At 30.5% G+C, this 13,010-nt stretch carries 9 protein-coding genes; all 9 read right to left on the reverse strand.

Annotated features, from left to right (window positions below; translation table 11 throughout):
* Window positions 1-53: 53 nt before the first annotated feature.
* Window positions 54-5,711: an FG-GAP-like repeat-containing protein gene (locus BTO04_RS01010; RefSeq protein WP_087562716.1), complete on the reverse strand. Its 5,658-nt coding sequence runs from the start codon at window positions 5,709-5,711 to the stop codon at window positions 54-56.
* Window positions 5,708-6,127: a hypothetical protein gene (locus BTO04_RS01015; protein WP_157662400.1), complete on the reverse strand. Its 420-nt coding sequence runs from the start codon at window positions 6,125-6,127 to the stop codon at window positions 5,708-5,710. The genes BTO04_RS01010 and BTO04_RS01015 overlap by 4 nt, the downstream gene beginning before the upstream one ends.
* A 346-nt stretch (window positions 6,128-6,473) precedes the next feature.
* Window positions 6,474-7,988, reverse strand: coding sequence for a 7TM diverse intracellular signaling domain-containing protein (locus tag BTO04_RS01020; protein ID WP_087562718.1), 1,515 nt, complete (start codon window positions 7,986-7,988; stop codon window positions 6,474-6,476).
* 927 nt (window positions 7,989-8,915) lie between these two features.
* Window positions 8,916-9,371 carry an N-acetyltransferase gene (locus BTO04_RS01030; RefSeq protein ID WP_087562719.1) on the reverse strand — a complete coding sequence of 152 codons (456 nt, stop codon included), beginning with the start codon at window positions 9,369-9,371 and terminating at the stop codon, window positions 8,916-8,918.
* A gap of 17 nt (window positions 9,372-9,388) precedes the next feature.
* The gene (locus BTO04_RS01035; RefSeq protein ID WP_087562720.1) at window positions 9,389-9,880 is read right to left on the reverse strand and encodes a GDYXXLXY domain-containing protein; all 492 of its coding nucleotides are present in this window, start codon (window positions 9,878-9,880) and stop codon (window positions 9,389-9,391) included.
* Window positions 9,867-10,943: a DUF4401 domain-containing protein gene (locus tag BTO04_RS01040; RefSeq protein WP_087562721.1), complete on the reverse strand. Its 1,077-nt coding sequence runs from the start codon at window positions 10,941-10,943 to the stop codon at window positions 9,867-9,869. Before BTO04_RS01040 ends, BTO04_RS01035 begins: the two co-directional genes overlap by 14 nt.
* Window positions 10,931-11,881: a DUF2157 domain-containing protein gene (locus BTO04_RS01045; RefSeq protein ID WP_087562722.1), complete on the reverse strand. Its 951-nt coding sequence runs from the start codon at window positions 11,879-11,881 to the stop codon at window positions 10,931-10,933. Before BTO04_RS01045 ends, BTO04_RS01040 begins: the two co-directional genes overlap by 13 nt.
* A 110-nt stretch (window positions 11,882-11,991) precedes the next feature.
* Window positions 11,992-12,240, reverse strand: coding sequence for a hypothetical protein (locus BTO04_RS01050; RefSeq protein WP_087562723.1), 249 nt, complete (start codon window positions 12,238-12,240; stop codon window positions 11,992-11,994).
* A gap of 77 nt (window positions 12,241-12,317) precedes the next feature.
* The gene (locus tag BTO04_RS01055; RefSeq protein WP_087562724.1) at window positions 12,318-12,866 is read right to left on the reverse strand and encodes a GNAT family N-acetyltransferase; all 549 of its coding nucleotides are present in this window, start codon (window positions 12,864-12,866) and stop codon (window positions 12,318-12,320) included.
* Window positions 12,867-13,010: the final 144 nt, after the last annotated feature.

Genomic DNA, 13,010 nt, shown 5'->3' on the forward strand with positions numbered 1-13,010 from the left:
AGCCTGTTTCTGTTATACTTGATAAATTTCTACATCTATCAAATTGTTTTTAATTACTTGCTTTTTTCTATAATTAACTTTTTAGTTACTGATTCATTTTCAGTAATTATTTTTAATAAATAAAATCCAGAAGCTAAATTATGATTACCCATTGTAATAATGTTTTCAGCACTGTTTTCTTTGGTAATAGATGTACGTTCTATTAGTTTACCAGTAGTATCAAAAAGGAATAACTCAGTTTGTAAATTAACACTTGTTAATTTAATATCAAAAATACCATTTGATGGATTAGGGTAGATCAGTAGGTTATCTTCAATAGAAGTAGTTGTAAAACTTGTCTTACTAGTAGCTCTAGCATTTGTGTTATCTACACAAACAGCATTACAAGCACCTAAAGTATCTGCATGATCAGTACCAACACCATGTTTGGTTAAGTGTGTCATTACAGCATCTGAACTAATGTTAATTTGAACATGTTTCGTTCCTTTTTTACCATTTGTATGATGACAAACAGTAACCTTTCCTTTGTACTTTCCTTTTTTATCAAAAGCTCTAGCGTCTATCACACATACATACATTGAAGTTGAAGCAGTACACCCATTAGAGTTGGTAACAGTTACATTATAAGTTGTACTTACTTCTGGACTGATACTAGGATTTGCTTCATTAGAAACTAATTCACCTGATGAGGTGGTCCACTCGTATGTAAATCCACTTCCACCAGTTACAGCAGTAGTTAGATTTATACTTTGAGGTCCAAAGCCTAAGAAAACAGTATTTTTCTTTTGAGTGTTAACGGCATTAAAATCATTAATGCTAATCGTTGGTACATCACCAAGAACAGAAACAATTGCAGTACTTGAAGTTGTATTATTAGAAGCATCTGTTGCAGTTAAAGTAACAACATGGTCACCTATATCGTTACAAGTAAAATGGTCTTTATCAATAGAAAGTGTAAAATCACAATTATCGAAAGTACCACCATCTATATTGTTTGGTGTTATATCTGCAACTCCATTCGTTAAATCAATAGAATACGTTTTTGTTATTACAGTTGGAGCAGTAGTGTCTTCTACAGTTACAGTTGCTGTTTGTGTAGAAACATTATCATTGTTATCCGTTACGGTTAATGTTACTGTATTCAAACCAACATTTTCACAACTAAAAGAAGTAGTGTCTAAAGCAAGTGACTTAATTCCACAAGTATCATTACTACCATTATCAATATCAGTGGCGGTTATCGTTCCGTTTCCAAAAGCATCTAACTGCACTGTTGCGCTCTGCGTGATTGCTATCGGGTCTACATTGTCTTCTACAGTTACAGTTGCTGTTTGTATAGAGACATTATCATTGTTATCCGTTACGGTTAATGTTACTGTATTCAAACCAACATTTTCACAACTAAAAGAAGTGGTATCTAATTCTAAAGACTTGATTCCACAAGCATCATTACTACCATTATCAATATCAGTGGCGGTTATCGTTCCATTTCCAAAAGCATCTAACTGCACTGTTGCGCTCTGCGTGATTGCTATCGGATCTACATTGTCTTCTACAGTTACAGTTGCTGTTTGTATAGAGACATTATTGTTGTTATCCGTTACGGTTAATGTTACTGTATTCAAACCAACATTTTCACAACTAAAAGAAGTGGTATCTAATTCTAAAGACTTGATTCCACAAGCATCATTACTACCATTATCAATATCAGTGGCGGTTATCGTTCCGTTTCCAAAAGCATCTAACTGCACTGTTGCGCTCTGTGTGATTGCTATCGGGTCTACATTGTCTTCTACAGTTACAGTTGCTGTTTGTATAGAAACATTATCATTGTTATCCGTTACGGTTAATGTTACTGTGTTCAAACCAACATTTTCACAACTAAAAGAAGTGGTATCTAATTCTAAAGACTTGATTCCACAAGCATCATTACTACCATTATCAATATCAGTGGCGGTTATCGTTCCGTTTCCAGCAGCATCTAACTGCACTGTTGCGCTCTGCGTGATTGCTATCGGATCTACATTGTCTTCTACGGTTACAGTTGCTGTTTGTATAGAAACATTATCATTGTTATCCGTTACGGTTAATGTTACTGTATTCAAACCAACATTAGCACAACTGAAAGAAGTGGTGTCTAAAGCAAGTGACTTAATACCACAAGCATCATTTGATCCATTATCAATATCATTAGTCGTTATTGTTGCATTACCAGAAGCATCTAGTTGAATTGTAGTTCCTTGGGAGGTAACTGTTGGAAGAGTATTATCTTCAACAATTACATCAAAAGTACAGTTAGAGGTGTTTCCAGATGAATCTGTCGCAGTTGCGGTAACTGCTGTTACACCAACGTTAAAGAAACTTCCAGAAGAAGGACTAAATGAAACTGATGCATCACAATTATCTGTTGCATTTGCACTATAGCTAACATTTGTACCACAAGCTCCAGGATCTGAACTAACAGTTATATCCGTTGGACATTGACCAGAAGTTTTAGTTGAAACCACCATGTCATCTATTATCATTGTTCCTGAATACTGATTCCATCTAACTTCTGTAACATTTTCAAAACCTGCAGGAAAAGTAAATGTTCCTGTAGAAGAAATTGTTACACTTGCTCCTGATGGGAATACAGAAAAAGTTGGATTACCACTTACTTGTTTTACATTCATGCTTTTAAGTGTAAATTCAGTTCCACTACCAACAGTTAGTCTATAAGGAGTTGAACAGCAATTTGCATGATTTAGTATGTCATTAGAACCATCTCCATCATTATCACCTAAATGAACATGAGAACTACTTCCATAAAGAGATAAGAAAGTGATACCATTCTCTGAATAAGAAGCTGGGCTTCCATTTCCAGCATTAAAGTTCATATCAAGATTTGAATTTTGACCTTCAATTACGGGTGCTTCGTTGTCTGTTACGGTAACATCAAAACTTTCTGTTACATTTCCACAAGGGTTTGTAGCGTTTAAAGTTACAGTAGTTGTACCAATACCAAATAAAGAACTTGTTCCTGTTCCATTTCCGTTTCCAGAAGTTGCACCACTAAAAGTATAAGTTAAAGTTGAGGTTGGATTTCCTGTAGCTTCTGCGGTATAATTTACAGTAGCTCCACAAATACCAGCATCATTATTTACAGAAATAGTTGAAGGAACAGCACTAAATGCAGCTGCTTCACATGTTATTTCTGCTGTTACATTTATAGTAATAGAACTTTCATCACAATCATTACTTAGAATAGTAACCGTTGCATTATAAGCTCTAATGTCTGGTCCGTTAAAAACTAATGCAAAATTAGCTTGAGTTCCAGGAGAAATTCCAACTGGTAAGGTTAAATCTGCAATACTTAAGTATTGAGCATCTGGTCCAGAAATAACAACATCCACATCTAAAATTGCGTTGTCTGCTATATTACTTGGATTGTCTATTGTTATTAATGTGTCATAAGAATTGTTAGGTAAAACATTTCCATAATCAAGATTAAACCCATCAGAAACTACCGTAGGACCGTTTGTTACGTTACTACCATTATTAGTTACATCAATTTCTGCAGCGAATTGACTTACAACAGTTGCTTCAGAAATTGCAGAACAACCAAATAAATCGATAACTCTTACGCTATAACTACCAACTGTAGTTGCTTCATATGTTTGCTGAGTAGCATTTGCAATATCAACGCCATCTTTCATCCATTGATAAATAGAAGATTGAGTAGCTGTTAAAGTTGAAGAACCATTTGGAGGGCATAAAAATGCATTTCCAGCAGGAGAAATATCTACTGTTGGATTATCATTTACAACAACATCTGTTGCTAAAGATTCACCAGAACAACCACCTGCATTGGTTACTTCTACAGTATAAGCACCGGAAGTAGTAGCTACATAATTCTGAGTTGTTGCACCAGTTATTGATGTTCCATCTTTTTTCCATTGATAAGAATCACCGTCATTTGCGTTCATATTAACAGTTTCACCTTGACAAACAGTACTTTGCCCAGCCACAATAATTGCCGCAGGTTGTACATTTACTGTTGCTGTACATGTAGAGCTGTTTCCAGCACCATCAGTTGCCGTTAAAGTAACCGTGTTTTCTCCAATATTAGTACATGTAAAAGTAGTTTGAGATACTACTAAAGATTCAATACCACAAGCATCTCCAGAACCATTGTCTATCATTTCTGGTGTAATTGTTACTGTCCCAGCAGGACTTAAAGCAACAACAATATTTTTACATGAAACTGTTGGTGGAGTTACATCATTTTGTGCTCCTGTATTTCTATGAAAACGAATTGTATTACTGCTAATACCTGATGTAGCAATATCTGGCACAAAATCACCATCTAAATCACCAATAGCAATTCCTGATACTTCTGCTCTGTTAGAAGAAGTATAATCGAATCTTGGCGCAAAACTTGGTGCACCAGCTGCTGAAGTTGTATTTCTGTAAACAGAAAATACATTTACTCCTAAAGATTTTGTTACAATATCTGGATATCCATCACCGTCAACATCACCAACGCCAATTCTATAATTTCTTGTTGGAGAAGGGATGTTTACTGCTGGAGCAAAAACAATGTCTCCAGGTGTAGATGTATTTCTCCAGATTGCCACATTTGTATTTCCTAAGTAATTACAAGACGTAAAATCAATTCTTCCATCTTTGTCAAAATCTGCAATCATAGATCTGTATGGGAATGTTCCTGTACCATCTGCAGCATTAGAATCTGAAGCCCAATATTCTGGACCTTCAAAAGAAGAAGTTGTACTACCTGTAGCTGTTGTGTTTCTTATAGAAATTGCTCTATTAGATTGTCCTTGAGAACCTAAAAAGTCAGCCCTTCCGTCTCCATCTACATCTGCAATTTGTATTCCAGTACATCTACCAACACCACTAGCAACGAGTTGTCTTGTAGAAAAACTAAAGTTTCCTGGACCTGTACTTGTGTTAAAGGCAACCCAAACACTTCCTCCATTTTCTCCAATGATATCAATTTTTCCATCATTGTTAAAATCTCCAGAACCTATTTGGTAACTAGATACTAATTTAGAATCAGTAGCAAATACTAAGCCTATATTTCCAGGACCTGTAGATGTATTTTGAAAAACTCCGCCATTTGAAGCGATATCTTTAAGGCCATCACCATCAAAATCTGCTGTTGTTAATGAAGAAAAACTTCCTCCAAAATTTCTTGCAACAAAGTTAATGTTACCAGGTGTACTGTAATTTTGAGCAATTGTTATTCCTCTTAAAGCAGAGATAACTTCTGGTTTCCCATCATTATCCATGTCTTGAGAAAGCATATTGTATGCTCCAGAAACACCCGCAAGTTCTTGTGCTGTATTTTGGTATGAAGTTGCTGTTAAAGGTGTAGGGCAAAAAACACCATTAAAGTGTGTTTTTGAATACGCAGATAAATTGCATTTATTTTTAACACTTAATAATGCTGTAGTACTTCCTTCAGGAACTCTAACTTCTAAGGTTCCAAAAGATGAAGATACAATTGTAGCTTGAGTAGCACCAAAAAACACTTGATTCTCACTAGGTATTGCACTAAAATTTGCTCCAGTTATTGTTACAGTACTACCTATAAAACCAGTTTGAGGTGAAAAGTCATTTATGATTGGTCTATCTGTACATTGCGCGTTTAATTGTCCACTTACTCCCAAGCAGAAAATTATTACTATTATTGATATTATATTTTTCATAATGCTGTTTGATACGTTATTTCAACTTTTACACTAGCTAAATCGATGTTTTCAGGACATTCAAATTTTAAATTTGAATGAGCATCTGAATTACAATTAGCGATAAACATATCTCCTAAATTAGAAGAAAAAGGAGTAATAACTACTTGAGCAGTATTACTATTGTCATCAGAAAAATTAAGTGTAAATCCTACTTTAGGATTTGTACCATCTTCATTAAAAGCATTTATTAAAACCGTTGCTTTAGAAGTTGTACTGCATTTTACGATGCTATAAGAAACATCATAATGGAATTCAGCTTCTTCTAAAGCTGTCCAGTTTTTTAACACTTCTGGTTCTGATTGAGCAGATAGTGTAATTGAAAAAAATAATGTCATTATAAAAAGGACATTTTTTAAAGTTTTTGTTTTGTTCATAATAATTTAGGTTTGGTTAGTGATTTTTGGTTGCATTAATTTTTAATTGTATAGGTATACAATTACATTTTGGCTAATAAAGTTTTAGACAAATTGAGTGTAAAAAATAAGTTTCTAAATTTAATTAAAGAATATAAATCAGTAGGGTCGTTTATACATCATAAATAGACTTTTTATAAAGTATGCAGGGTTACTTTTGGTTAGGTTTTTTTTAATGTTAAAAAGCGATTATTAATACGTAGTCTTAACGCATTGCTTCTTTTTTTTGAAAGAGAACACCTTTAAACTTAGGTGTAAATATTGTGTAATAATTTATAGTTTCCTAAAAAAATAAGGGTAGTTTTCCCTACCCTTGGCGTGTAAGTGGTTGATTATTAGTATTTTTGTAAGAATTTATTAAAGAGAGTTTTTCTTTTAAGTCGGCTCTACTATTAACTCCAGCTTTATTGTAAATGTTTCTAATATGATACTTTACTGTATTAATAGAAATAAATAGCTTATTGCCAATTTCAACATTGTTTAGACCTTCACAGATAGATTCTAGTATATCCAATTCTCTTAATGTTAAAGGCTCAATATCTAATATGTTCTCTTTTAATAAAGTGTAAAAAGGGTTAACTAATTCTGTTTTATGAACTAATGGCATTAAAATAGGTTTCATTTGTGTATGTTCGGTGTTTTCTATACTATTTTCTTCTCTTCCTACAATTTTCATTTTCATTCTATAGCTTATTGCATAGGTGAAAACAATAATATCTAACCAACTTGCAATTTTCATAATTAACATTTCTCCGTTTACATTCCATAAACCAAAAGGGAAGCCTAGAATAAAATAAACGGCAAATGGTATTAATAATAAATACCCAAATACATAAAACTTAGCAGATGGTATTTGCTTTAGGTAATAAATACCAAATAACCATAAAACAGGTAAAATTGAAACTCCTATTGCATCTCCTATTGCCACATATATATAAGAATTAGTTGCTAAATACAAGGTGTATAAAAATGCAATTATTATAGGGGATAAGAAAAGTAATTTAGTAAAATAGGGGTGCTTATCTTTAATATTTAAAAACTTAATAGAAAATAGTATAAACCAAATTTCACCAAATAAATGAACAAAAAGTTCTAACTTATAATAAAACGGATTTCCTCTAAAAACATGAATTAATGATCCATCGTATAATAAAAAATTAATTATTAATGAAGTAAGAAAAAGAAGGTAATAGAGATAGCTTTTATTTTTAAACTTTAAAAAGAATAATAAATTTATTAGTATAATTATAATAGCCGTTCCATAATAGATGCTATTAATTACTAGTTTTTTTGATGTATATGATACAAATTCTCTTTCTGTAGTAATTTTTAAAGGAAAATTTGCCTCTTTTGGAAATTTGACTTTTAAGTAAAATATAGATTCATTTTCACTATTAATTTTAAAGGCAGGAAACTTATAATCTACAGGAATTTGTTCTCTATTAACAGTGTTTCCTGTTGATGAAATAAAGTTTAGTTCATTATTTATATTTTTATAAATATCAATTTTTTCGATATTATGTGTTGGTATAAATGCAATTAAGTTTTTACTTTCTTGTGTATTATTAAGTGTTAATTTAAACCAATATGTACCATTTAAAACACCAAAACTATTACTAGTTGGCATTTTTTTGAATTTTTTAGAAACAATATTTAGATCTAAAGTATTTGTATTTATTTTATAATATAAAAGACTAAAATCTATTTGTAAGTTGTTCTTTTTTAAAGCAAGAACAGCATCATCATTAGCATAATTTTTTTGAAAAAAAAGAAGACTAATAAGTGCAATTATAAACGTTAACTTTCTATGGTTGCTATTCATGAAATATTAATATTAAAATAGATGAATACAGAAGGCTAATAAAAATATGTAATAATGAAGTTCTTTATTGGGGTGGCGTAAACTTTAATTATTTGATAGTTGTTGTAGATTTTCATTATACTTTTTCTTTTTAGCTCCGTAAAAATACTTAAAAATAATAATATTTTGTATAATTAGTTAATTTTTAACTTAATAAATATTTTAAATACATAAAACACTTACTTAGTGGTGTTTAGGTTTTTTAAAGTGTTTCTATGTATGTTTTAAGTTAAATATAACCCACTTCTGTTTTGTAAATGAAGTAGGACTAAAGTAAATTACACTCTGTTTAGTAGGTATTTGTACTTAGTTTAGGGGGTGGGTTCATAAATACTTGCACAACTTCTATAGTAACTTCGTAATCTAATTTTTTTTAGAAAATTTAGTTTTAATAAAATATAGAAGTCAGTATTAGTACTCTTTTTTTTATATGAAAAAAGAGGTGTCTCAGTAAAAACATGAATATTTGTTATGATAATTGGATTTATATAACCAATTTTAAGTCCTGCTATTATTCACTTTTAATAGTTAAAATAAACGAACTATAAAAGTAAAAAATTATTGATTTTTAAAAGTTAAGAGAACTCATTAAAAGAGGAGTATATTTTATTATGTTAAGAATGAAAAGAGGTTAAACTAAAAGTTTACTATTGAATCATTTTCTGAAAATTTTGATCTTTTTTTAATTTTATATAAATAGGTATCTTAAATTATTTATAAAAAAATAAAGAGTATTTATCAATACTATTATCGTACTATTTTATGCGTCTTTATTCTTTTTTTCTGCCTTTTTTAATCACTTTTGTAACATAGTGAAGAGATACAGAAAAAAACGTCATTTTTGCGATACGTTCATTATGTACTGGAGATGTTTTTATAATTTAATTTTTACAAGCGCTCTTTTCTTTCAAATTTCACTTTTCGAATACCATGATCTGTATCCCATTGTTTTACTTCTATAAAACCAAATTTTTTGTATAAATTAGATGCAGGTCCATTTTCTAATCCTGTTTCAACAGTAAAGAGTTCTGAATTAAAAGTAGTAAAAACAAATTCCATTAAATTACTTGCAACACCATTTTTAAAAAATTTAGGATGTACCACTAAACTATTTATATGTGTTCTTTTACTAGTAGCATCAATGTCTATGATTCCAGCAATTTCTTTATCTATAAAGTATCCAAAAAAAGCAGTAGTACTATTTACATAACTTTCAAGTGGCCTTTTTAATGGTGGGAAATCTATGGCTTTTAACAATTTAGCCTCTACAGCATAAGAAGCTTTAAAAACGAATTGTATTTTTTTAGTGACCTCTATATTGGTGTTGTCAAGTTTTTGAATCATTATTTATAATCTTTTTACTATTCTATTTTTTGTAGATTTTCATCATATAAACCTATTAAAAGACTATTTCCATTTAAATCTACTTTTAAACCTCCAAATTTAGCTTTTTCATATTTTTCACCTTCACCTTCTTGAAAGAAAAAAGATTCTGCTCCTATATTAATACCATTCCATTTTTTAGAAGTAAAGTTTATTAAAAATTCATTTTCATTAAGAGGTGTGCTGTTTTCTTGAATTCTAACTTTTTGAGCAATACCCATTGCGTCTAATTTAACAACACAAAATCCTCTTTTAAAAACAACGTGGTCGTTTCTAGAAGTATTAGAGATTGCATAACGCAAACGCATATAATCTCCTTGTAGCAAAGAACGAGGATCTACAGGTGCTAATTCCAATAAAATAAGTTGTCCGTCAGATAATAGTTTCTCTTTCTTTAGTATTGAATTTGTAGACAAACCAAGTAAAAGAATAAGGTTTATAAGAATGAGTATCCACTTATATTTTTTCATTGATAGTTTTGTTTTTAGAAGTGAATATATAGAGTGCAATAAATACTATTCCTGATAAAAATAGCAGTATTGATTTGGTTAATAATGTGAAATTTAAATCATAATAATATTGCGAAATAAAATAAATAAGGGAAAGAATTCCAATAACAAAACCGGTTTTATAATTGACTAAAAAGCTTAATAAAATAATTACAATAGCGCCAGAAATGGCAGGAGAAAATAGCGTAGGTAATAGTACCAAAGCTGTTAAAAGGTAAATAATTATTTTCTTTTTGGAAACCGTTATATTGTTAATGGTAATAATGGTTTTTACAATATAGAATATCACAAAAAATAATGCGATTGATGCCAGCCAAATATAATTTTCTGAAATAGGAACTAAACCTCTTTTACCAATAGTAAACAAGCCAAATAATAATGAAAATATCAAACCAATTCTAGCCGGATTATATAGTTTAGATAACCTTTTATAAGAGGATATTATTTTTGCTTCATTTAAAAATAAATAGGTAATAAGGAACCCGTTAATTGCAATGTAAATAGGAATTAAGTTGTAAGCATTATTAGAGAGTATTAACTTAAGAAAGCTAGCACTAATAAGAAGTATAGAAATAAATGATAAAATATAATTTTGTGTGATGAATAGTGAGCTTAAAGCAATTGAAATCACCAATAGTAGCCCAATATTTTCATCAACTTTAAACAGTGTAAGTCCGTAAAAAAACAACACAAACCCTATAACATAGATAGAAATACTAAAGGTGTCTATCAGTAATTTGTCATATTTTTTATTAATCCAAATAGCCGAAGTTATAAAACTAATTCCGAAGATTAAAAAGGCAAATTCTGATTCATAAAAACCTACAAGTGCTAAAAAACCAAGAAAAGTAAGCGATGCTAAAAAGCCTCCAAAAATAGAAAGTATTTTAATCGCTAAACTAGACGTATTTTCATGGTTCACTTCATATTCTTTAAGAATCGCATTTTCGTCGCATTCAAATTCTGCTCCTTCAGAGAAACGAATGGTATCTAAAAAAGCCTTTTTGTTGGTTAGTTTTTCCATTTTTTCTGAAGATTTATTAAGGTTTTGATTACATACGTTACACTGGCAATAACAAATAAACTGATGAATAAAAACATACCTGCATCATGAGATAATTTGATAAAGAAAGCGGTAATAGTAATGATAACACTAAAAAAAATGATAGAAAGATAAAAACTACTTTTTACTTTTAATCCATATTTAATACCAAGAAGATACAAAAGTATAGTTGCTATTAATAAGACCATAAACGTGGTTTCTAATTTATCAAAAATTCCAAAACAAATACCAATAGTACTAAAAGAAACAGCTGTTAATGCTATTATATTAGAAAACCAAGTTGGTGTGTTTAATTTTGGGATAAAACGTTTTCCTGCCAAAGCAGCAATTAAGAATACTATATTAATGCTAAAAAGTAAGGTAAAAACAAAAATTTCTGACCAGTTATGAGCAACTTGTTGCGTATATAAAATGAGTGTTGTGTTTATTAATATGATAAAGACAAGCCACAAAGGCGCATAATTTGAAATTAACACCCACAGTGTTATAAAGAGCGTCCAACCTAAGAAAAAGTCATAGGCATTTGCGCCTGTTTGATAAATTTGTCCAAAAACAGCAAACAAAACACCAACTAAAATAGAAGCACCTGTGAGTAAAATATTTTTAATATCTATATTTATTTTTGAAAATAAGACAACAGCTATTAAACTTACAATTAGGGTTTCTATAATTCCTATTTTAATAAATTTATGCAAGTCTGCCCAATTATATGCAAAGAAAAATAGGACACCAGTAGTTGTAAAACCAATACCTAACGTGATAAAAAAGAGTCTCAGAAATTTCCCCCAAGAAGTTGCAGTAGTGTAAATTTCCTTTTTAAGTAGGTTGTCTATACTTTTTTCAGACCAATTACTGTGCCTGTTTATAATATGAATATCCTCTCTATCAATTTTGGTCATTCAGAAGTAGGTAAGTTTAATTACGTTGTTTAAACATCTAATTTAGTAAATATAAATTTACCAAGCACTCTCTAAAAACTGTCATTGCGAATTTACGAAGCAACCTTATTTTATAAATCTAAATCCTCTTTTTTATACTTTAAAAGTGAAATAAAAGATACAAGAGACCAAGCGCCTTCTAATATCACAAAAGGAAGATACTCCATTAATATAGAAGCGAAACACGCCAAAAGAGCGCCAATTAAATTTAATAAAATAAAAACCAAACTTTTACTTTTTAACTTACCAACTACTTGTAATAGGTAGGCTAATAAAAGTAAGGAAACGCCAATAAAACCAAGCCAATCTATTGTATTCATGTGCTGTTTTTATTCTGATTAGTTATTAAATTAACGGGTAAAAACATACTAATAAAGTGTTTTGTAATTGAGAGGTTTTATATATTTCTAAAAGTAGGTGTTCTTATTCCTTTTTTTGTTATCAGCTTTTGGTCACACCAATACCAAACCGCATCTTCATTCCCAAGTTCATAGGGGGCAATTTTGTCAAATTCCATCCCAACTTTTTCCATCACTCTTATTGAGGATTTATTTTCCTTCATTGCAATTGCAATTATCTTTCTTAATTCGAGTTTATCAAACCCGTAAGTCAAAATTGCATGAGAGGCTTCCGTTGCTATTCCTAATCCCCAAAATTCTGGCAAGAATCTATAACCAAGGTCAATTTCATCAAATTCTGGTAGATACGCTAAACCAGCCCACCCTACAAATTGCATCCCATTCTTTAGAAAAGTAGCCCATCTGCCATAGCCATACTTCTCATAGTTGTTAATTCTTATCAGTATTGCCTTTTCAATTTCTTCTATAGATTCAATCACTGGTTCCCCAGTATACTTTTGCACATCTGGATTAGAATACAACCGAAGCATATTCTCTTTGTCATCCAGAGTAATTTCCCTTAACAATAATCTTTCCGTTTCTATCAATGTTTTTACTTTATTGCTTATAACGTTGTCTATAATTTTTCACGTGTTTTAAGCACCTAATTTAATAAATAAAAACGGAATAGAAAGTCTACAAGGACTTTCGTGAAAAGGCTGAAACTAACTATTGAATGGAGGTTTTTTTTG

It is taken from the genome of Polaribacter sp. SA4-10 (assembly GCF_002163835.1).
Lineage (GTDB): Bacteria > Bacteroidota > Bacteroidia > Flavobacteriales > Flavobacteriaceae > Polaribacter.

Excerpts from the sequence above, each read along its gene's own strand:
- BTO04_RS01010 (WP_087562716.1), bottom strand. The coding sequence starts at position 5,711 with ATGAAAAATATAATATCAATAATAGTAATAATTTTCTGCTTGGGAGTA.
- BTO04_RS01015 (WP_157662400.1), bottom strand. The coding sequence starts at position 6,127 with ATGAACAAAACAAAAACTTTAAAAAATGTCCTTTTTATAATGACATTA.
- BTO04_RS01040 (WP_087562721.1), bottom strand. The coding sequence starts at position 10,943 with ATGGAAAAACTAACCAACAAAAAGGCTTTTTTAGATACCATTCGTTTC.
- BTO04_RS01035 (WP_087562720.1), bottom strand. The coding sequence starts at position 9,880 with ATGAAAAAATATAAGTGGATACTCATTCTTATAAACCTTATTCTTTTA.
- BTO04_RS01045 (WP_087562722.1), bottom strand. The coding sequence starts at position 11,881 with ATGACCAAAATTGATAGAGAGGATATTCATATTATAAACAGGCACAGT.
- BTO04_RS01050 (WP_087562723.1), bottom strand. The coding sequence starts at position 12,240 with ATGAATACAATAGATTGGCTTGGTTTTATTGGCGTTTCCTTACTTTTA.
- BTO04_RS01020 (WP_087562718.1), bottom strand. The coding sequence starts at position 7,988 with ATGAATAGCAACCATAGAAAGTTAACGTTTATAATTGCACTTATTAGT.
- BTO04_RS01030 (WP_087562719.1), bottom strand. The coding sequence starts at position 9,371 with ATGATTCAAAAACTTGACAACACCAATATAGAGGTCACTAAAAAAATA.